General features: G+C 48.3%; 21 protein-coding genes. 4 read left to right on the forward strand and 17 right to left on the reverse strand.

Annotation, left to right across the window (positions count from 1 at the left end; genetic code table 11):
• Positions 1-32 precede the first annotated feature (32 nt).
• On the reverse strand, positions 33-1,721 hold the full coding sequence (gene alsS, locus NSU00_RS12090) for an acetolactate synthase AlsS (RefSeq protein ID WP_029713893.1): 1,689 nt from the start codon (positions 1,719-1,721) through the stop codon (positions 33-35).
• Between the two features lie 191 nt (positions 1,722-1,912).
• Here alsS and alsR point away from each other — a divergent pair, with 191 nt between their 5' ends.
• Positions 1,913-2,800, forward strand: coding sequence for an acetoin biosynthesis transcriptional regulator AlsR (gene alsR / locus NSU00_RS12095; protein WP_328197938.1), 888 nt, complete (start codon positions 1,913-1,915; stop codon positions 2,798-2,800).
• Between the two features lie 46 nt (positions 2,801-2,846).
• Here alsR and NSU00_RS12100 read toward each other — a convergent pair whose 3' ends face one another.
• From NSU00_RS12100 to NSU00_RS12115, 4 genes are all read right to left on the reverse strand, one after another.
• Positions 2,847-3,374: a Crp/Fnr family transcriptional regulator gene (locus NSU00_RS12100; RefSeq protein ID WP_340702881.1), complete on the reverse strand. Its 528-nt coding sequence runs from the start codon at positions 3,372-3,374 to the stop codon at positions 2,847-2,849.
• 446 nt (positions 3,375-3,820) lie between these two features.
• Positions 3,821-4,276 (reverse strand): peroxide-responsive transcriptional repressor PerR, encoded by a 456-nt coding sequence (gene perR, locus NSU00_RS12105; RefSeq protein WP_017551387.1) that lies wholly within the window; start codon positions 4,274-4,276, stop codon positions 3,821-3,823.
• A 202-nt stretch (positions 4,277-4,478) separates the two neighbouring features.
• Positions 4,479-5,033 carry a cob(I)yrinic acid a,c-diamide adenosyltransferase gene (locus NSU00_RS12110; RefSeq protein WP_340703718.1) on the reverse strand — a complete coding sequence of 185 codons (555 nt, stop codon included), beginning with the start codon at positions 5,031-5,033 and terminating at the stop codon, positions 4,479-4,481.
• Positions 5,034-5,351: 318 nt separating this feature from the next.
• Positions 5,352-5,756 carry a potassium channel family protein gene (locus NSU00_RS12115; RefSeq protein WP_013860258.1) on the reverse strand — a complete coding sequence of 135 codons (405 nt, stop codon included), beginning with the start codon at positions 5,754-5,756 and terminating at the stop codon, positions 5,352-5,354.
• A gap of 143 nt (positions 5,757-5,899) precedes the next feature.
• Between NSU00_RS12115 and NSU00_RS12120 the strand changes: the two genes are divergently transcribed.
• Complete coding sequence (locus NSU00_RS12120) at positions 5,900-7,192, forward strand: glutamate-1-semialdehyde 2,1-aminomutase (RefSeq protein ID WP_013860259.1); 1,293 nt, start codon at positions 5,900-5,902, stop codon at positions 7,190-7,192.
• Between the two features lie 418 nt (positions 7,193-7,610).
• Here NSU00_RS12120 and NSU00_RS12125 read toward each other — a convergent pair whose 3' ends face one another.
• On the reverse strand, positions 7,611-8,243 hold the full coding sequence (locus NSU00_RS12125; RefSeq protein ID WP_328014285.1) for an MFS transporter: 633 nt from the start codon (positions 8,241-8,243) through the stop codon (positions 7,611-7,613).
• Positions 8,244-8,373: 130 nt separating this feature from the next.
• Here NSU00_RS12125 and NSU00_RS12130 point away from each other — a divergent pair, with 130 nt between their 5' ends.
• Positions 8,374-8,754 (forward strand): hypothetical protein, encoded by a 381-nt coding sequence (locus tag NSU00_RS12130; RefSeq protein ID WP_327077038.1) that lies wholly within the window; start codon positions 8,374-8,376, stop codon positions 8,752-8,754.
• Between the two features lie 218 nt (positions 8,755-8,972).
• On the opposite strand, the gene NSU00_RS12135 is transcribed toward NSU00_RS12130, so the two are convergent.
• The gene (locus NSU00_RS12135) at positions 8,973-9,248 is read right to left on the reverse strand and encodes a YqhV family protein (RefSeq protein ID WP_328193284.1); all 276 of its coding nucleotides are present in this window, start codon (positions 9,246-9,248) and stop codon (positions 8,973-8,975) included.
• Between the two features lie 236 nt (positions 9,249-9,484).
• Here NSU00_RS12135 and NSU00_RS12140 point away from each other — a divergent pair, with 236 nt between their 5' ends.
• Positions 9,485-10,564: an aromatic acid exporter family protein gene (locus tag NSU00_RS12140; RefSeq protein WP_234969646.1), complete on the forward strand. Its 1,080-nt coding sequence runs from the start codon at positions 9,485-9,487 to the stop codon at positions 10,562-10,564.
• A 153-nt stretch (positions 10,565-10,717) separates the two neighbouring features.
• Here NSU00_RS12140 and NSU00_RS12145 read toward each other — a convergent pair whose 3' ends face one another.
• From NSU00_RS12145 to NSU00_RS12190, 10 genes are all read right to left on the reverse strand, one after another.
• Positions 10,718-11,584 carry a MurR/RpiR family transcriptional regulator gene (locus tag NSU00_RS12145; protein ID WP_340703719.1) on the reverse strand — a complete coding sequence of 289 codons (867 nt, stop codon included), beginning with the start codon at positions 11,582-11,584 and terminating at the stop codon, positions 10,718-10,720.
• The gene (locus NSU00_RS12150) at positions 11,584-13,053 is read right to left on the reverse strand and encodes a PTS transporter subunit EIIC (protein WP_340703720.1); all 1,470 of its coding nucleotides are present in this window, start codon (positions 13,051-13,053) and stop codon (positions 11,584-11,586) included. Before NSU00_RS12150 ends, NSU00_RS12145 begins: the two co-directional genes overlap by 1 nt.
• Positions 13,054-13,070: 17 nt before the next feature.
• Positions 13,071-13,958, reverse strand: coding sequence for an N-acetylmuramic acid 6-phosphate etherase (gene murQ, locus NSU00_RS12155; protein WP_019721552.1), 888 nt, complete (start codon positions 13,956-13,958; stop codon positions 13,071-13,073).
• A complete protein-coding gene (locus NSU00_RS12160) occupies positions 13,949-15,028 on the reverse strand; it encodes a DUF871 domain-containing protein (RefSeq protein WP_340703721.1) in 1,080 nt (359 codons plus the stop codon). Before NSU00_RS12160 ends, murQ begins: the two co-directional genes overlap by 10 nt.
• A 626-nt stretch (positions 15,029-15,654) precedes the next feature.
• The gene (locus NSU00_RS12165; RefSeq protein ID WP_265114863.1) at positions 15,655-17,403 is read right to left on the reverse strand and encodes an ABC transporter ATP-binding protein; all 1,749 of its coding nucleotides are present in this window, start codon (positions 17,401-17,403) and stop codon (positions 15,655-15,657) included.
• 101 nt (positions 17,404-17,504) lie between these two features.
• Positions 17,505-18,035 carry a nucleoside tri-diphosphate phosphatase gene (ntdP, locus tag NSU00_RS12170; RefSeq protein ID WP_061566747.1) on the reverse strand — a complete coding sequence of 177 codons (531 nt, stop codon included), beginning with the start codon at positions 18,033-18,035 and terminating at the stop codon, positions 17,505-17,507.
• 154 nt (positions 18,036-18,189) lie between these two features.
• Positions 18,190-18,444 carry a YgaB family protein gene (locus tag NSU00_RS12175; protein WP_017551406.1) on the reverse strand — a complete coding sequence of 85 codons (255 nt, stop codon included), beginning with the start codon at positions 18,442-18,444 and terminating at the stop codon, positions 18,190-18,192.
• Positions 18,445-18,591: 147 nt separating this feature from the next.
• The gene (locus NSU00_RS12180) at positions 18,592-18,822 is read right to left on the reverse strand and encodes a gamma-type small acid-soluble spore protein (RefSeq protein ID WP_017551407.1); all 231 of its coding nucleotides are present in this window, start codon (positions 18,820-18,822) and stop codon (positions 18,592-18,594) included.
• Between the two features lie 95 nt (positions 18,823-18,917).
• On the reverse strand, positions 18,918-19,667 hold the full coding sequence (gene fabL / locus NSU00_RS12185) for an enoyl-[acyl-carrier-protein] reductase FabL (RefSeq protein ID WP_013860274.1): 750 nt from the start codon (positions 19,665-19,667) through the stop codon (positions 18,918-18,920).
• A gap of 187 nt (positions 19,668-19,854) precedes the next feature.
• Entirely contained in the window at positions 19,855-20,760 is a 906-nt protein-coding gene (locus tag NSU00_RS12190; protein ID WP_206691610.1) for a LysR family transcriptional regulator, read from the reverse strand.
• Between the last annotated feature and the right edge of the window lie 108 nt (positions 20,761-20,868).

The raw sequence follows: 20,868 nt of genomic DNA on the forward strand, positions 1-20,868 counted from the left end.
TCCGGTCGTGGCAGAGCCGCCGCAGCAAGTGATTATACCAATTGGTTTGGCAGCAATTTTTTCGCCAGTTCCAGGTTGTCGCTGTAATCAACCGGGACATCGACCACGACAGGGCCTTCCGAGTCCAGTGCTTCCTTCAGCACGGAAACCAGTTCATCCGGTGAATTCACCCGCAAGCCCTTTGCGCCGTAACTTTCCGCGTGTTTTACAATATCAACAGGGCCGAAGTCCGCTCCCGATGTGCGCCCGTATTTCATTTGCTGCTGGAACGCCACCATGTCGTACGTGCCGTCGCGCCAGACGATATGCACAAGCGGCGATTTTAAACGGACGGCCGTTTCAAGTTCCATGGCGGAGAACAGGAAGCCGCCGTCCCCTGAGATGGATACGACTTTTTCACCCGGATTGACAAGCGTTGCGGCAATCGCCCACGGAAGCGCAACCCCGAGCGTCTGCATGCCATTTGAAAACAGCAGGCGGTTCGGTTCATATACCCTGAAATGGCGCGCCATCCAAATATAATGGGAACCGACATCGCATGTTACGGTCACATGGTCATCAATCAACGAACGCAAATCGTGAATGAACTGGAGCGGGTGAACAAGATTTTTATCCGCCTTTTCCGATGGTTCGTCGCGCAAATTCAGCTGGTTGCGCAAGCGTTCCAAAAGTTCCATGGACTTGCCGTTCATATTTAAACGGGCCAGCTGTTCTTTGATGCTATCAACGCTCGCTGAAATGTCGCCGACAAGTTCGATTTCCGGCTGGTAATCATGGTCGATATCGGCGCGGATTTCATCGAGATGGATGATTTTTCTTTCCCCTTCGCTGTTCCAAAACTTCGGATCATACTCAACAGAATCGTAACCGATCGCGAGGACGACATCCGCATGCTCAAGCAAAATATCGCCCGGCTGGTTGCGGAACAAGCCGATGCGGCCGAAGAAACGGTCTTCCAAATCTCTTGAAATCAAACCTGCCGCCTGAAATGTTTCAACAACCGGCAATGCAATTTTTTTCAGGAGTGACCGGACCGCCTTCACAACTTCCGGGCGGCTTGCACGCATCCCGACCAGAATGACCGGCAATTTGGCATGCTGGATCGCTTTTACAGCTTCTTTTACAGCTTCTTCATTTGCTTTCCCGAGTTTCGGGCTTTTAAGCGGGCCCAAAGCTTTGACAGACGCCGGCTCCTTCAGCACGTCCTGCGGGAAGCTGATAAAAGCGGCCCCTGCCTGTGCCGAAGCGGCAGAACGAAATGCATTTGTCATCACTTCCGGTACTGTATCCGGGTGGACAACTTCCGCTGCGTATTTTGTAATCGGCTGAAACAGGGATACATTGTCCATCGACTGGTGCGTTTTTTTCAGCCTGTCTGCGCGCGGCACGTTTCCTGCGATCGCAACGACAGGATCGCACTCCGTATTCGCAGTGGCAAGCCCGGTGGCAAGGTTGGAAGCTCCCGGCCCGCTCGTTACCAGGCAGACACCCGGTTTTCCTGTTAAACGCCCGATTGCAGCAGCCATAAAAGCGGCATTTTGTTCATGGCGGCATACAATCAATTCCGGGCCGCGTTCTTTCAGTACATCAAATACGGCATCAATTTTTGCGCCCGGGATGCCGAAAACGTATGGCACTTCCTGCTTCTCAAGGCAGTCGACAACCAGGTCTGCAGCTGTTTTTTCCGTTGTATTGGTTGGATTTGAATTCTTTTTTTCCACAGTTCCCACTCCCAAGGACAGCCCTATTTAAACCTTCCCCCGTTTGTTACAGGGGAAAACGTTCATCTATAGGCTGAGCCAACTTGTTTCTATCTATACTTTACACTACACGGGGAAATGTTTAAAATATATTATTGTGCTATAAATAATATATTTTAAATATTAATCGTGATGGAAAGGAGGAAATACAGATGGAACTGCGCCATCTTCATTATTTTTTAACAGTCGCGGAAGAACTGCATTTCGGAAAAGCGGCAGAGCGGCTGCAAATGACCCAGCCGCCGCTTTCCCAGCAAATCCGGCAGCTGGAAGAAGAAATCGGGGTGGACCTGTTTATCCGCAATAAACGCCATGTTGAACTGACGATCCCGGGAAAAGTTTTTTTAAAAGAAGCCAAGCAGGTGCTTGAGCAGCTGGACAGGGCGGTGGAAAATGCACAGCGGGCTGAACGGGGGGAATTCGGGAATGTGGTGGTCGGCTTTGTCGGCTCGGCGACCTATGACATTTTGCCGGCCATCGTCCGGGAATTCCGGCTGAAATATCCAAAAACGGCCGTTTCCCTCCATGAGTTGTCAACCCCGGACCAGATTCGGGCGCTGCACCGGAAAGAAATCGATGTCGGCTTGCTCCATCCGCCGATCCATGATCCCTTAATTGAAACAGCTGAAATCCAGACAGGCGCGGCTGCCCTTTCCATGCCGAAAAGCCATCCGCTCGCCCAAAAAGAAAAAATCCGCATCGAGGATCTGGCGGACGTCCCGTTTGTCGTTGTGTCGCGCGATATTTGGCCGGGCCTTTATGATGAATTCCTGTCTCTTTTCAAGGATGCCGATTTCAGCCCGAAAATCGTCCAAGAAGCAACCGAGTACCAAATGGTCGTCGGCCTTGTTACAGCCGGAATCGGAATCGGGGTGCTGCCACGGACAGCCGAAAAATTATTTAATCTCGATATTGTGTACAGGGAGATTGAAGGGCCCCCGTTAAATGCCGTTTTGTCCATTGCGTACCGGAAGGAGGACCAAAACCCGGCCCTTGCCAATTTCTTAAGCATTTCCGGCCAGGTGGCAGCAGAATTTTAACGGATTGTTGAAAGGCGCCTTTACCCCTTAGATGGAGGGGTGCAGTTTACAATCGATGCAGGCGGAACATATCCGGTTTGTGGAAGGTAATGGTCTGCTTCTCAAACGAAATGGTGCCATTTCGTTTGAAGTCATTCAGAACATGGCTTGCGGTTTCCCTTGATGTTCCGGCAAGCTTGGCAATATCCGCGACGGTAACGGGGCAAAGAATCCGGATTTTGCCGTGATCCTTTATCCCGAGATCTTCAAGGAGCAGGCAAAGCACGTGGCGGACCCGCTCGGAAGCATTGCTGTTTGTCACAAGCTGCAGCCTCGATTCATGCAGGATTAAAATATCGGAGAGATGCTCAATAATATGGAGCAGCAACGTGTTATTTGATTCGGCAATTTTTTCAAATCCTGCCGTCGGAATATAAAACAGTTCGATATCCGTGACAGCGTATGCAGTATAATGATAATTTTCATCTTTAAACAAGCCGCCGTACGGAAAAAGTTCGTACGGCTTAATGTAATCGCCGTAAAAAGAAGCGGCGTTTTCGTCCATTTTGTCAATTTTGATATAACCATCCAGCAACAAATAAATTCTTTCGCACGGTCTTTAACTCGCCGATTTCCGACGTAATGTGAAGCGGGTACTTCATCTTTGTTTTTGGCTTTACGGCGGCTGTACTGGATAACGGTTTCATTTTCCATGGCTCCTTCCGGTACATATGATTAAATTTCCTTCATGAAGGATATCTTCTGTACATCTTGATCATCCCGCCCTGCGCCAGAGCAGACTGTGGAAAAGCCCACACGCGGAGTGTGAAATTCATCACACTTTCATTTCTAAAAATGTAGGCGGTTGCATAAATACAATGAAAAATCCGGCCTCCCAACGAAAGGGGAGCCGGATTGATTGCATAGAAGTGTATAAAGTTGCACTGCTAAAACTTTTAAAAAATCCTTTCGGTGTATCAGGGCCTGGGTTAAAGCCGCAAAAAAAGAACCGGACGAACCCGTTTCGCCGGCGTCTGCGTTTTATTTTGCTTCCAGATAACTGTGCTTTTTCATACATTCCGGACAGGTACCGTAAATTTCCATACGGTGGTGGCTTACTTTAAAACCGGTCACATGCGCGGCAAGCTGTTCCACTTCATCCAGGCCCGGATAGTGAAAGTCGACAATCTTTCCGCAGTCTTCGCAAATAATATGGTAATGGTTTGATGTGACAAAATCAAAGCGGCTTGAAGCATCTCCGTAAGTCAGTTCCTGTACCAATCCGATTTCCTTAAAAACGCGCAAGTTATTGTAAACGGTGGCCACACTCATATTCGGGAATTTTCCCTCAAGAGCCTTATATATTTCATCGGCGGTTGGATGTGACATGGACTCAATTAAATATTCCAATATCGCATGACGTTGAGGGGTAATACGAACGCCCGACTGTTTCAAGGTCTCCAGTGCTTTATTCAACTGCTGCTCGGACACCGCCATGCACCTCTTTTCTAACAATTATCATTCTTAATTTATAATCTTTATAAAAAGTTTACAAAATAAACCCCTGTTTTGTCAAACAAATTAGCAACTCAATGCGCCGGGAATTTCCCATTCCCACGCTCTTCAGGCTCAAAAAAAAGGAAATTCGTTCATTAGGATGGCTTTTTTCAGCCGGGAGTATGTAAAAGCAATACCCCGGCTATTCCTCAAGCGGCTGGAGCGGGCGGTCTTTCACCTCAAGACAGTGATTGATATATCTTGCCGCAACGAACAGAAAATCGGACAACCGGTTTAAAAACGACAGCACGAGCGGGTTTACGCCATCGACTGCAACGCTTGCCCGCTCCGCCCTTCTTACAACCGTGCGGGCCGCATGCATCGCCGCTGCTGCCGGATGCCCGCCCGGCAAAATAAAGGTTTTTAACGGTTCCAGTTTTCCATCCCATTTATCAATCAAAGCCTCAAGTTCATCGACATAAGCCTGTTTCAATTTCCAGTGCACTTCTTTTCCCTGGGGCGTGGAAAGCTCCGCACCGGCATGGAACAGCATCGTCTGGACCCTGCTGAAACATTGTTCCAATTCTTCTTTTTCCGGAAATGGTTCGCCGTGCAAAAAACTGAGCGCAACGCCGATCGCCGAGTTCGCCTCATCCACTGTTCCGTAAGCTTCAACACGCGGATCGTTTTTCGCTGCTCTTACCCCGTAAACGAGCGATGTCGTCCCTTTATCACCGGACCTTGTATAAATTCTCATCTTGTCCCCTCCGCATCAATTTGATGGATCAGCCTATATAAACGCCGCCGCGCTATTTTTTCAATCTGCACTTTAAAGGGATTCCCTATAAAACCATATATTAGTTTTGTATCACGAATTCGAAAAAATTGCCATAAAAAAAGAAACCGAACAAGTCGGCTCAAAGATATCGTTATTTTTTTGAGGAGGTAATATACACTATGAACCCGCGGCAAATCCGCGTGGACAAAAGCCGCCCCGGATACAAAAATAGGCGCCGGCCGCATTTTGATCTTCCCTGGTGGACAACGGCCGGCATGCGGGAATCCCCCTGCCAGGCTATTTTTTTTCCGAGTCAAAAGCGGATCTTACCACAAACGCCGCCGGGATGGTATAGCCGATTAACGCTTCAATGATAATAAGAACCCGTGCGGCCCCGATCGGAACAATATCCCCGTACCCGACCGAAAACAGCGTGACGGCACTCAAATACATATAATCAAGCAGTGTGCGGAAATCATGCCCTTCCAACAGCTTTCCGTGATGGAGCGCAATTTGGAATCCCATCATATCGAGCAGTAAAAACAACAACCCGAACCCGATCATGATATTGGTGTACGTAAAAGCAAGAAAGAGAAAACGTTCAAATGAAAGCTGCTTCGCGCGCCAGGATGCCGGATAAAACAAGGTGCGCAGGCTCATCACAATACAAAGGACAACCAATATGCCGAGAAAATAAAACATGCCCGATACCCCCGGCGCCTTTCAAGTTTGTCCTTCCATTGTATGCCCCCGCCGCCCGGCTTATGACAGTCTTTACGGGAAGAAAATGGAAGGCTACAATAGAATGGTGGAATTGGCCAATGCCAATGAGGAGGGAACGATAAATGGATTTTTCAAAATCTGAAAGCTTGTATAAAGAAGCACTTGAGCATATTGTCGGCGGCGTAAACAGCCCGTCCCGCTCGTATAAGGCGGTGGGCGGCGGAGCCCCAGTTGCCATGGAAAGGGGAAAAGGCGCGTACTTTTATGACGTGGACGGCAACCGCTACATTGATTATCTGGCGGCATACGGCCCGATCATTACCGGCTTTGCCCATCCGCATATTGCTGCTGCCATTAAAAAAGCAGCCGACAACGGCGTTTTGTTCGGCACGCCGACCCCGTATGAAGTGCAATTCGCAAAAATGCTGAAAGAAGCGATCCCGTCCCTGGACAAAGTCCGCTTTGTCAACTCGGGAACAGAGGCGGTCATGACAACGATCCGCGTTGCCCGCGCCTACACGGGCCGCGACAAAATCATTAAATTCGAAGGCTGTTACCACGGCCATTCTGACCTCGTGCTTGTCGCAGCGGGTTCAGGCCCGTCGCAGCTCGGCATGCCGGACTCAGCCGGCGTAACAAAAGCCATCGCAAACGAAGTCATCACCGTCCCTTATAATGATGTGGAACCTTTTAAACAGGCACTCGAAAAATGGGGCGATGAAGTTGCCGCCGTACTGGTTGAACCGATTGTCGGCAACTTTGGCATTGTGCCGCCGAAACCGGGATTTTTGGAAGCCATTAATGAACTGGCGCACAAAGCCGGTGCCCTTGTTATTTACGACGAAGTGATCACCGCTTTCCGTTTTATGTACGGCGGCGCGCAAAACATGCTCGGCGTTACCCCGGATTTAACCGCCATGGGCAAAATCATCGGCGGCGGACTGCCGATCGGGGCATACGGCGGCCGCAAAGACATTATGGAAGAAGTCGCACCGCTCGGCCCTGCTTACCAGGCCGGAACCATGGCCGGAAACCCGGCTTCGATGCTTGCCGGAATTGCCTGCCTTGAAGTGCTCCAGGAAAAGGGCGTGTATGAAAACCTCGACCGTCTCGGTGCCATGCTTGAAAAAGGCATTTTGGAAGCAGCTGAAAAACACGGCGTCACCATTACCATTAACCGCGTAGTCGGCGCCTTTACCGTTTACTTTACGGGCGAAAAAGTCGAAAACTACAAGCAGGCTGAAGCATCCGACGGCGAGTTGTTCGGGAAATTTTTCAAACTGATGCTCGAGCAAGGCATTAACCTTGCCCCGTCAAAATATGAAGCCTGGTTCCTCACAACCGCGCATACGGAAGAAGATATCGCAGAAACAATCAAAGCCGTTGACCATGCTTTTTCACATTTAAAAGGATAATCACCTTCTTTAAAAATTACACTGTCCCAGAAATGGGACAGTGTAATTTTAACTAATACCGTAATAGATATGGGAAACTTTTTATAACTCTTTGTTGTATTGAAAAGTCTCTGGTTTGTGTTAGAATAGAAATAGTCATGAAATCACTCCCTGGATATTTGGTCGTACTTATATCTTAACAAAGGAGTGGCTTTCATGGCTCTTTTTTTTTTCAAAAAAATCATCCTTTTCCGTTTTACAATATTTACCACAGGAATGAGTAGCTTAATCTATTGAAACCCGCCTAAAACCGACCAAAGTGGAAAAATTTAGACACTTATAATAAATAAATTTACCCCATTAAAATCAAAAACTCACAATTTCTTTTTACATTTGTCATAATGTTCCTACAAACGTCTTTTTTCTTTAGTGGAATAAATCAACGACCTTTAATTGTCTGACTGCTCACAGTTTCAGGGGATATAGCATTTTGGCAAGGGCTCTTAATAAAGACCCATGTTAAAAAAATGGAGACAGCGACCACAACCGGAAAAGCAAAAAACGTGCCGTACCATACAAGCAATGCGATCAGCGCCCCCAATATCGGAGACAGCACTTTGCCGAACCCGTTTGATGCTTCCACAAGGCCGAGCACCTGGCTTTCCTTGTCGCCTTTAAACAGATCCCCGGTCAGGGCCATGGCGATCGGCGCTGTCCCGGCTGCCCCGATTCCCTGAAGCGTGCGGCCTGCCATGATCCAGGCGAAAGCATGGGAAAACAAAGCGGCTGCGATTCCCGCCAGGATGCCGCCTGCCCCGTATAAAAACAATGCCGGCAAAATTACGGCTTTCCGGGAAAAGCGGTCGGAAAGATAGCCGAGCACCGGGATGAACACGGCGGCCACAATGGAGAAAACAGAGATCGTCAAACTTGCCTGAAAGGAGGTCAAGTGAAGTTCAGACTGCATTTTCGGCAGGACAGGAATCAACATGGAATTGCCAAGCGTCATAATTAACGGAATGGAGCCGATTGCTGCCACTGCCATCACAGAAGGTTGTTTGCTTGCCATAATATCCTCCCGGGATTTCAATTTTTGCTCTGTTAGATTATCCGGAAGCAAGCATTTTATTCTTTTGCCCAAAGGAATACTGCAGCCAATTACAGGAAGGATATGGTTACCTGTTACGCAAGGAGGAAAACACGTGAAATTATTTATGGAATACATTTTGGAGGAAATCGAAAAGATCGGGATGAAGCAAGGTTACAAGGTCTCTTTATCGCAAAAGAAAGACGAACAAAATTATATTCGCGGCGTGATGCAATTTTTCGACGGCGGATTTGACATTTATTATGCTTTGATTTTCAGTTTCCCCGAAAACCATCCGAAACTGCAGTATACGTTCTGGGTGCTGAACCAAACCGGGAACCGGGCTGTGATCGAAAAAGATGGATCCGGAGAAAAGATGATGGAGACGGTCAGGGAAACGGCATTGAAAGAAATCCATGTCAACCTGATGGAAGGCGGCGAAATCCGGCATTTGCTTAAAGAACTAAAGCAAACGATCGGCACTTGCCCGCAATAAAGAAGGGTTGCCGCTTCAGGGGGTTGAAAAACAGGGAGCCGCAGGGTTCTCCTCCCTCATTAGATGCGTTCCAGCCTAAAGGCACAGGGATTTATAGCCCGGATGATAAAACGGGGCTTTCGATTGCGGCGTTCCCCTCGGCAAAGACCCCCGCAGTACCCAGCATTGCCATCCCCACAAGCCGGCCGGTTGCTCAATCACTTCCCCTTTAACAAAGCTTACCCGTTGCTTTTGATCCCGTACAAAATGCAGCCTACCCCGGCCAGAATCCACAGCATTTTGGCAAACGAGATTTTATTGGAAATGCCGATCACCCCGATCGCCGTTGTCGTAATTAAAACAACAGGCCCGACAATAGCAAGAGAACTGTTGATGACGAGCGCCTTTTCCACTTGATTGTATTTGAGCATCAAAATGGCCGCGGAAATTTCGATCATTCCTGAGATCAGCCTGAGCGCAGCCATGCTAAGCACATGTTTTTCAATCAGCCACAAATTGTTTCCCCTCTTCATACGCGCATTTTGGATTCATTTACTCCATGTATATTCCGTGCCGGGCAAAAATAGGACAAATTCTCCGGCCGCATCCCCACACGTCTTCCGGCAAACATGTTATAATGACAAAATCAAAGGTTTGCCGTTTAAAAAAATTTTCGGACGGAAATAGTTTAATGCAGCCTTTTGGAACATATCATTTAAATATCTTTGCAAGGAAGAAAGGAATTGCCAATATGAGGGTTGGAGCCCGCATTGTCAAAACAGGAATTGCTATTACTATCGCGCTGTTTATCGCGCAATTATTAAAAATGCCGTCCCCGGTGTTTGCCGGGATCGCTGCCACTTTTGCGATTAAACCTACAATATACCGGTCTTACCGGTCCATTATCGATCAGGTCCAGGGCAATCTGATCGGCGCTTTGCTCGCCGTCATTTTTGTCATGGCCTTCGGCAACCATTTTCTCGTCGTCGGCCTCGGGTCCGTGCTGATCATCATTTTAATGTTGAAACTGAAGCTCGATGATACGGTCGGCCTTGCGCTTGTCACCATGATTGTCATTATGGAAACGCCAAGTGACAATTTTCTGCAGACGGCTGGGATCCGTTTTGCGACATTGTTTATCGGGATTTTCAGCTCGTTTCTTGTGAATTTGATTTTTCTGCCGCCGAAATACGAGGCGCGACTGTATGTCCGCCTCACCCATGTGACAGAAGAACTGCTCAAATTCATCCGGATTGCGGCGCGCCAGGAAGCCGATTACCAGCTTTTAAAAGAAGAACTTCCCGGCATTAAAGAGCGGGTGTACAAAGTGGAGCAGCTGTACACTTTATTTAAAGAGGAAAAAATTTACGGGAAAAGCAACAGGATCGAGCGGCAGCGGAAAGTGGTACTGTATAAAGAAATGGTGGCCATTTTGAATTTAAGCTATATTATTTTAAAACGGCTGCAGCAGTACAAGGCGGATATTGCCGGGCTGCCGGAAACGTTCCGGAGCATGCTCCAGGAACAAATGGAATATCTTGTGAACGAACATGAAAAAATGCTGCTCATGTTTCTTGGAAAGGTCAAAGCCCATGCGCAAAAATGCGATACGGCCGACAAACAGCGGAATGAGCTGATGGACATTTTTCTGCAGAACTTAAAAGATGAGACTTTCCGCACCGATCTCCAGTCTTACCACGTGATGAACCTGCTGGCACTGCTTGTGGATTACCAGGAAGAGCTTGAACATCTGGAAAAATTGATCACCGTGTCCCAAACCTATCACCACGAACAATCAGAACTCAATCTTGATGAACTGGAAGACCAATAGGGGACGGCAGGCCTGCCGTCCCCTATTGGATGCACCGCCCTGTTCCCATACGGGCCGGCGCTACTCTGTTTTCGCTTTTTAGCAAAGATTTTCCGTTTCCAAAACGGCCGCTTTGTTTGCTGCGCTTTTCACGCCGGGCTTAGGGGCCGGCTTTTAGTTGTTTTCTTTGCGGAAAAAGGTCTGGATATTGATTTTTGAGTTTTTTAAGCGGCCCATGATTTCATGGTAATGCTGCGCCACATAGGCGAAGTACAAAACATCAATCGTGAACAGTTGTGCTGCGAGGGATGTGGTTGCCGCGCTCCTCAGCAGGACCGCTTCCCCGCCATGGTGGATCAAAGGCACATCCACGATACTGGCAAGCGTACTGTCCCGTTTTTGTGTGATGCCCGCTGTAAAAAGCCCGTTCTGTTTGGCAATCTGCGTCAGTTTGATGGCTTCATTGGTTTCGCCAGAATTTGAAATGGCCACAAACATACAGTCTTTGGAGGCGTTGATTAAAGAAGAACCGAGCAGATGGTGATCCAGCGTGTGGACCACCGGCTTGCCGATTCTTGAAAACTTATGCATGAAGTCTTCAGCCGCCACATGGGAGGCGCCGATTCCGTATACGTATATGGCCGGGCTTTTATCCATCATGGCCGTTATCTTTTCAATGAAGCCGGTCTCGAGAAGATTTGCAGTTTGTGTGATGGACTGGTTAAACCGCAAAGCCAGTTTATCAGCAATCATTGCAATATCTTCATTCGGTGTGATATCCGTATAAATTTCCCGATCCAGCCCGGATGCGTCCGCGTACAATCTGATTTTTAATTGTGAAAAGCCGGAAAGCCCGATCGACCGGCAAAAGCGGACAACGGTGGCCGGGCTGACGCCTGCTTTTTTCGCAAGCTCGCTCGTATTGTCATTGACCGTTTCCACAGCGTGGCTGAGAATATACTCGCCGAGCTTTTTTTCTGATTTTGACAAACTGCTTAATTTGGATTTAATCTGTAGAATAATATTCTCTTCCAATTCCATCACTCACGATCTGCGTTGGTCTCCTTCATCGCATCTTTTGGAATACCAAAGAAATAAGTGGCAACGAAGCCCCCGATATAACCGGCTGCCAGCCCGGCGATATAACCGAGCCAGCGCCCGTGCGCAATCAGCGGAATTAAATCAATCCCGCTTGTGCCGATTGCAATCGCGCCGATATTGCCGATGCCTGCAATCACTGCCCCGCCGATGCCGCCGCCGATGCACGCGGTAATAAACGGGCGCCCAAGCGGCAAAGTCACACCGTAAATTAACGGTTCGCCAATGCCCATAATGCCAACCGGCAATGCCCCTTTAATCAACTGCACGAGTTTTTTATTTTTTCGGCATCTGATCCATAAAGCAATCGCCGCGCCGACCTGCCCTGCGCCTGCCATGGCAAGGATCGGCAACAGCGGGGTCATCCCTGTCTTATTGATCATTTCAATATGGATCGGGGTGAGAATCTGGTGCAGGCCGAACATAACCATCGGCAGGAAGACAAGCCCCAGTATAAATCCTGAAAAAGCGCCGCCGACTTTCAACACCCACGTGATCGACCCGACAAGAGCGCCTGATACCGCGCCTGCGACCGGCATGACAATAAAAATAGTAAAAAGTCCGACAACTAATAATGCAATCGTTGGCGTCACAATGATATCCACAGCATTTGGAACAATTTTATGCAGCCTTTTTTCAACAAGCGCTAAAATCCATACTGCAAAAATAACACCGATGATCCCGCCTTGTAAAGGGGAAAGGGCATCTCCGGTAAAAATATTTGGAAGCGGATTTTTCGGATCCATGCCGGTCAGCATCGTCACAGCCCCGATGACCCCGCCAAGGCCCGGTGTCGCCCCGAACTCATTTGCGCTATTGATCCCGACATAAATGACCAAATAGAGATACAATCCGTTTTTAATAATGTTTAATGTCGTAATAACGGACACCCAGTTCTGGCTGAGGGCTGAGGAGTCCGCAGCCATGATATTTTGGAAAATGGCGGCAACCCCGCCGATAATCCCGGCACCGACAAAAGCCGGAATAAGCGGTACAAATATATTGGAAATCGATTTTAAAGCCCTTTTGAAACCGTTACTTTTATGTTTCGCCTTTTCCCTTGCCTTTACTTCGGCCGCTTTGGCTTCCACCATTTCGCGGTTTGACCGCCCGGCATCTTGATGGCCCGTAGCCTTCGGAAAATTTTCCCCAAGTTTTACACCGGCCTGCTGTACCATAAGGTTGGCGACTTTGTTGACGATACCAGGGCCAAGCACGACCTGGAGCGTTTCATCCTCCACGACGCCGAGCACGCCATCAACCGCTTTCAGACCTTCGATATTGACTTTGCTGTAATCCGCAATGGTAAGCCGGACTCTTGTCATGCAATGGATGATCTTTTCGACGTTTCCCATGCCGCCGACATTTTCGTAAATTTCCCTTGCCAGTCTTTGTTCTTTCGTTTCGGTCATTTTTTTCATCCCCCGGTTTAAACGATTTTTCTAATAAAACCATTTGCCTGTGCCATTTTCTCCTCTGCCTCTTCCTTGGAAAGATTGGTTAACAACATTACAATGGCCAGCTTCACATTTTTGCCGGCTGCGTAAAAAGCCTGTTCAGCTGCTTCATAGCTGCATCCGGAAGCCTGCATAATAATCGATTTCGATCTCTCCACCAGTTTTGCGTTTGTCGGCTTTACATCCACCATTAAATTCCCGTATACTTTTCCAATTCCGACCATTGAAGCAGTTGAAATCATATTCAATACGAGTTTCTGGGCGGTGCCTGCTTTTAGCCGGGTTGATCCCGCCAACACTTCAGGCCCGGTTTCCACTTCGATCGGAATATCGGCATGGCGGCTGATTTCAGCATTTTTGTTGCAGGAAAGCGACGCCGCCACAGCACCGGTTTTTTTCGCGTAGTCCAGCGCGCCAATCACATACGGTGTTCTGCCGCTTGCCGCAATACCGACTACTGTATCCTTTTCCGATAAATGGATGCGCCTTAAATCTTCTTCCCCCATCTCTTTCGAATCTTCCGCCCCTTCAACGGCAACCGTCATTGCCGCACTGCCGCCTGCGATCAGCCCCTGCACCATGGAAGGGTCCGCACTGAATGTCGGTACACATTCGACAGCATCGAGAACACCGAGCCGACCGCTTGTACCTGCTCCGCAATAGATCAAACGTCCACCCTGGTTAAAAGAACGGATAACAGCTTTTACCACTTTTTCGATTTGTGCCAGTTCCTTCCCAACACGGATTGGAACCGTTTGGTCTTCCTCGTTCATCAATTGCAAAATTTCCCTTGTTGACAACGTATCAAGATCCATTGTTTTTTCGTTGCGCTGTTCTGTGGCGAGTTTTTCTAAGTCCATTCGTTTTCACCTTCATTGTCCGTCATTTTAAACCGTGTACCCGAACCAATAAAATCAAGGAGCGGCAAGTCGCGGCCGGCAATCTGCCCGATGATGTTTACTTTTGCATCGGCAGGCAGGCTCCGCTTTGTGATTTGCAATTCCCCTTTGTATCTTGCGTACAGGTTGTTGTCGAGCGTAATACTCCCTTTGTGGCGGGGAATGTTGTTTTCAGGCCCGATATCGTCCTTTTGATTGCATGTTCTCGACTGTTCGCTGCGGATGGCGTCCTTTGCCACATCCAGCCGGTTCCGGTGGGTTTTGAAAATATACGGGCGCCATTTCGGCCCTGCAGCCGTTGCATGAAGCAGTATGGTATCATGGCAAAAAAATTCCCTGATCTGGCTGCGGGATTGCGGCGTTAACTCCGGATCCCCGATATAAGCATGGTCAACCGCATAATCCCTTAACAGCGAGCAGATGGCTGCCAGCGGATTTTGATGGCGGTGGATTTCCAATGTCGGCAGGGATTCATATAAAGGAAATCTTAGTTTTCCATCGCCGGGTGCAAATGCCGTAATGCTGAATCCTTTGCTTTTCAGCCATTTGTTTTTTTCGTAAAACCAATTTTCATCCAGTCCGGTTCCGGGCCTCGGGTAATAATTATGCCAGGCCTCCAGCCGGCTGAAATCAGCGTCATGCTGTTTCAGCTGCTCATAATCCTGTTCCGTTAATGTGCTGGCGTTTAATCCGACCGTCATCGTGTTCGACAGGCGGGCAACCTGTTCCCAGCTGGCCCCGGCATCGATGCGCAAGCCATTGATACCGCTTTCAATAATGCGTGCAGGATCATCAATGGACAGCCCGATATGGCGGAGCACGTTTCCGGAGACATCGATCATGACTTTCATCTTGTTCCGTTTTGCAGCCTCCAAGAGCGGAGCAAGCCTTTTCCGGTATTGGGACGGGTCATCTTCCGGAAGTTGCAGGGATGTAAAAATTCCTTCCATTCCAATTGCTGCCATTTGGCGAATGCAGGCTTCCTTCCCTTCTGACCAGTCTTCATTCAAGTATATTGAAAATCCAAGCAATCATGCATCCCTCCTTTCATACTATTATATGCACCTTGAAACAATATTTCAACATATTTTTATTATTATATTTATAAAGGAAATTTTGTTTCATTTCCTGACAAAAAAACCGGAGACCCCGTCGTTGAAACGGGATCCCTCCGACGGGCAAGCGCCCTCTGCTTTTCTTTGTCCAGCTCCGGGCGCTGTCGGCTAGTGAATTTCCAGTCCCCTCCCCTACGATAAGCGGGCATCGATTCGCCTGCGGCTCATCGTGTTTCCTTTATCCCACATTAACGGGCAGTAAGACCCCCGCCAAAGGACATACAGAAAATACAACCCAATAAGCTAGGGGGTCAACTGCCCGTAAATGTCCGATTAGTTCAACTAACAAACAGCGGAGGCTGGCCCTCCGCTGTTTGAAGTTTCACGTTATCTCAGTTCGGGGACTATGAAATTCATACGCCGACGGGCAAGCGCCCTCCGCTTTTCTTTGTCCAGCTGCGGGGCGCTGTCGGCTAGTGAATTTCCAGTCCCCTCCCCTACGATAAGTCAGCATCGGTTCGCCTGCGGCTCACCGTGCTTCCTTTATCTCAGTTCGGGGACTGTGAAATTCATACGCCGACGGGCAAGCGCCCTCCGCTTTTCTAATCATCCAGTTGTTGGATTTGGAATAGGTTGTAATAGAGCCCTTGTTTTTCCATTAATTGTTCGTGGGTGCCGGTTTCTTTGATCTCCCCGTTTTCAATTAAGACAATGCGGTCTGCGTGGGTGATGGTGGACAGCCGGTGGGCAACGATTAAAGTTGTCCGGTTGCGCGCCAGTTTTTCAATGGCTTCCTGGATCAGATGCTCGCTTTCTAAATCAAGCGCGGATGTCGCTTCGTCGAGAATGAGAATCGGCGGGTTTTTCAGAAATACGCGCGCAATCGCAATCCGCTGCTTCTGCCCCCCGGACAGTTTAACGCCTCGCTCGCCCACCGTTGTTTCATACCCGTCGGCAAGATTCAGAATAAAGCCGTGGGCGTTCGCCGCTTTTGCCGCCTGTACGACTTCCTCGTCCGCCGCCTGCGGATTCCCGAGCAAAATATTGGATTTCACCGAATCACTGAACAAAATATTGTCCTGCAGCACCATTCCGATTTTATCGCGCAGGCTTTGTACTTTAAACGTGCGGATATCCTGGCCGTCCAGGTAAACCACCCCTTTTGTCACATCATAAAACCGGGGGATGAGGCTCACAAGGGAAGACTTGCCGCCCCCGCTCATCCCGACAAAGGCAACCGTCTCCCCTGCCCTGATCTCAAGATTGATATTTTTTAACACCGGCTCTTTTTCATCATCATACCGAAATTCGACGCCATCAAACCGGATATTTCCGCGTACATTCCGGCACTCTACCGCGCCCGGCCGGTCATCAATGTCATATTTTTCATCCAGCAGTTCAAACACCCGGTCCATTGAAGCGAATGCCTGCGTCAGCGTCGTGCCGGAGTTGACGAGCCTTCTGAGCGGGCTGTACAAATTATCAATATAAGCGATAAACGCCGCGAGCGTGCCGACGGTAAGGCTGCCTTTAATTACGAGATAGCCGGAAACAAAAATAATTAACAGCGGCGCAATATCGGTAATGGTGTTCACAACCGCAAACGATTTAGCCGTCCAGCTCGTGTGTGCCAGCGCTTTTTCCAGAAAATTGCGGTTATGCTTGTCAAACTGCTTTTGCTCATGGTCTTCAATGGCAAAACTCTTAATAACCGCCATGCCTTGCACCCGCTCATGGAGATAGCCCTGCACCTCCGCCAGCGCCTGCGACCGTTTTCTCGTCAAAAAACGCAAATTGCCGAAAAAATATTTGACCGAAAAAATATAAAACGGAAATACGGCGAGTGAAATCAAAGTCAGCCGGGCATCCATCATAAACATCATGACAATTGCAATCACGACCGTTGTCATGTCGAGCCAGACGTTCATCAGCCCGGTAATGACAAAATCTTTCGTCTGCTCGACATCATTCATCACCCGGGAAATGACTTCCCCTCCGCGTGTATTGGCATAAAACCGGAAACTTAATTTTTGAAGATGGGTAAAAAAGCGGCCGCGGATATCATACAAGATTTTGCTTGCCGTCCACTGCGCAAAATATTGCCGGTAATATTCAACGGGCGGCCGGACGATGACAAAAATGGCAAGCATGGCCGACATCACCCAAACAAGCTTATGTAGCTTCTCATCCGGTGAAAGCCCGTGGTTGCCGATAATATCATCGATCACATATTTAATCAAAAGCGGGATTAAAAGCGGGATCGCAAACTTGATGATCCCGATGATGATCGTCGCAACGATTTGAAACCAATACGGCTTTACAAATTTCATGTATCTTTTCACACTACCCATGCATTGAACCTCCTGAGCAAACAAAACGTACCATTTATTTCCCTCATTTTTTCAAAATTTACGCATACAAAAAACCTGTTGGCGTTCAACAGGCGGTTTGCTTAACGCAAATAGGTCAGATAGCGTTCGTACCAAATATCAATAAAGTCGGGGCTGAACGGGCCCTTCCGCTGCCGGATCCAGTGGATGAGAATGTCCACGTTCCGCTTTAAAATATGGTCGATGACATCGGGATAGCCCATTTTTTTGCGGTGGTATTCATATTCATCCTCATCCAGCAGCGTAAACGTCATATCCGGATAGACTTTGATGTCGAGATCATAATCAATATATTTTAACGCTTCACTGTCATAAACAAACGGCGACCCCAAGTTGCAGTAGTAGTAGACGCCGTCTTCACGGATCATGCCGATAACATTGAACCAGTGGTCGGCATGAAAGTAGCAGATTGCAGGTTCTCTCGTAATCCATGTCCTTCCGTCCGATTCGGTTACCAAAGTCCGGTTGTTTCCCCCGATCACCAGGCTTTTTGTGCCCTTCAAAACGGTTGTTTCTTCCCATATCCGGTGAATATGGCCGTTATGCTTATAACTTTGGATTTGGATTTTATCACCTTCTGCCGGGATTCCCATCATCTCATGCCCACTTTCATGATTGTTTATATGTAAACCTGTGCCCGTTATGTGCCGGAATGAAACTTATGTAATCAAACGATCTGTTTTCTATCTATTATAACGGTTTCTGAACGCGATTAAAACTAAACAATCCTATTTGAAATAGGATTGTTTATGTGCAAATTTTTGAACTGCGATAAACCCGGATCAGTTCAACCGTCTGCGATTCAAAAACTTTTTCAATTTCCTGCAATTCTTTATTCATCCGGCCGATTTCATCAAGGATATCTTCCGCCATTGTTTCCTCCTGCAACTTCAACAGTTCGCTTTTCACTTCGTTGCATCTCTCCATTTCCGATTGCAAAAACAGCAGCCTATCCATCGTGTCCATTTGCTGTGCCACAAGCCGATTAAATTCTTCCATCAAAGTTTTTTACCCCCTAAAGGATGAATTGAACTTTTCATTCACACATATTCTCGATGGAAGGGCAAAATCCTTTGACTTCTTTTGTCGAACTCCGAAAGCCTTAAAAGAAAAAAGAGGCCCCCGGTTCGGGAAACCTCTTTCTATCGGTTATTGCTGGCCGAATTGCCCGGCGTTTTGCGATTTTTTCGCTTCAGATTGCTGGTTTTGTTTTCTTACTTCCTGTGCGTTCGTTTCGCTTGCGAATTCAGAACCGAAAGAACCTTGGCCGGAAGCAGACTTCGCATTTTGCTTTCTTACTTCCTGCGCATTTGTTTCGCTGGCAAATTCAGAACCAAAATTTCCTTTGGCAGCTTTATTGAAGTTGTTGTTGTTTGCCATCGTTATCACCTCCACGGGTATTAATGTAACCAGAGGCGCAACGATTTATCCTTCCCATAAAAACTGGAAAATAAAGGAACTCAAAGCTGGCGTGCTCAACTTAAAAGAAGCGAGCGGCCGCCGTCCACAATGATCGTCTGGCCGCGGATCATAAACGCCTCGTCTGAAATTAAAAAGCGCACGGCGTTCACCATATCCTCGACCTCAACCATTCTTCCTGCCGGCGTATGTTTCCGCGCGTCTTCCAGTAGTGCTTCGCGGTTCGGGAAAGACTTGAGCGCATCCGTATTCAATACGCCGCCCGAAACTGCATTCACACAAATACTCGGCGCCAGCTCAACTGCCAAATAGCGGGTTAAAGCTTCAAGCGCTGCTTTCGACACACCGACCGCCGTATAATTTTCGATATAGCGGATCGAACCGAGCGAACTGAGGCTCACAATTTTTCCCCCGCCGTTTTCTTCCATCAGTTTGGCGGCTTCCTGCGCACAAAACAGGAGCGCCCTGCTGTTAATATTCATCGTCCAGTCCCAATGGCGTTCTTCCAGCTCCATTGCCGGGCGCTCGACACCTGAAGCGGCATTATTGACAAGCACATCAAGCCTGCCGTATGTATCCCGGATTTGCGCGAACATTTCTTTTATTTTTTTCACGTCCCCGACATTTGCTTTGATCAGAAGCGCTTTTTGCCCCAGCTTTTCAATTTCTGCTGCCACTTCTTCGGCTTTGGGCCGGCTGCGCGCATAATTGATGACCAGATCATAGCCGCTCTTTGCAAGATCGAGCGCAATCGCCCGGCCCAGCCCCTTGCTTGATCCGGTTACAAGTGCCACCTTATTTGCCAATGATTCCACCTTCTCCGTTTTCTTTATGATTTTTGCAACGCTCTCCCTTTTTCAAAAAGCCGCGATGCATCCTGCTCCTTATCACCCTGGAATGCGGCATTTTCCACGCCTGCCTGAAGCCCGGTTTACAGAAACGCGGCTGTCCCTTGTTCCGGAACCGATTCGGATTGCGCGGCGCTCCGCTGGCTTATCTTTGGAACCGGTTCAGCCTGTCATAAAATGATGTTAAAAATGCATAAAGGGCTTTTTCTGAAGCCGCCATTTCCCTTTTTTTCGGGATCATCACGCCGACCGGGCGCATCAGTTCTACATCGCTGATTTCCGCTTTTACGATTTCTTCAGACAGATTAAATAATAGCGCAGGCTCAGGCAGAATTGCAACACCCGTTCCGCTTGCAACAAGGCCTTTAATCGTCTCCATGTCCTCGCCTTCAAATGCAATCGCAGGCTCAAAACCGGACTTCCGGCAGGCGGAGAACAGAATTTCACGAATCGAAAAGCCCTCCCGGAATGTAATGAAACGTTCGTTTTTCAGCTGGGCGAGCCGGATCATTTCCTGCCCGGAAAGCGGGTGGTCGCGGCGGAAAAGCAGCATGAGCTTTTCCATGTATAAAATTTCACCGCTAACCCCGGGATGGTCATCCGGCACAGGAGAGGCAAGCGCCAGCTCAAGTTCCCCGTTTTCAATCAACCGGATCAAATAGCCGGGGGTCCCTTGCACAAACTGGTACTCGAGGCCGGGATGTTTTTCGCGAAACTGTGCCAACAGGGAAGAAAAGGTCTGGACCGATAACCCGGTCGAAAAACCGAGGCGGACCGTCCCGTTATCCGGATCGAGGAATTCCTGCATTCTTTGCTTGGCTTTATCAATTTCGAGCACGACTTTTTCAGCGTGTTCTAAAAAAACTTTTCCGATCGGCGTCAGCCTGACATTCCTTCCTTCACGCCAAAAAAGGGAAACGCCAAGTTCGGCTTCCAAAAGGGAAATTTGCCGGCTGATGGCGGATTGGGCGACATGCAGCTCATCTGCAGCGTGTGTCACATGCTCCCTTTTGGCGACTTCAATAAAATAAATTAACTGTCTTAACTCCATGCGAATCACACCATTCTCAATTTGAGATTAATTTCATCTTAACTATATATTGTAAGAAAGAATAACAAGAGGGTAAAATTTAAAATAATCTTACTTTTCGGACTCGAC

The sequence above is a fragment of the Weizmannia sp. FSL W8-0401 genome (genome assembly GCF_038009125.1).
GTDB classification, from domain to species: Bacteria; Bacillota; Bacilli; order Bacillales; family Bacillaceae_C; genus Weizmannia; species Weizmannia coagulans.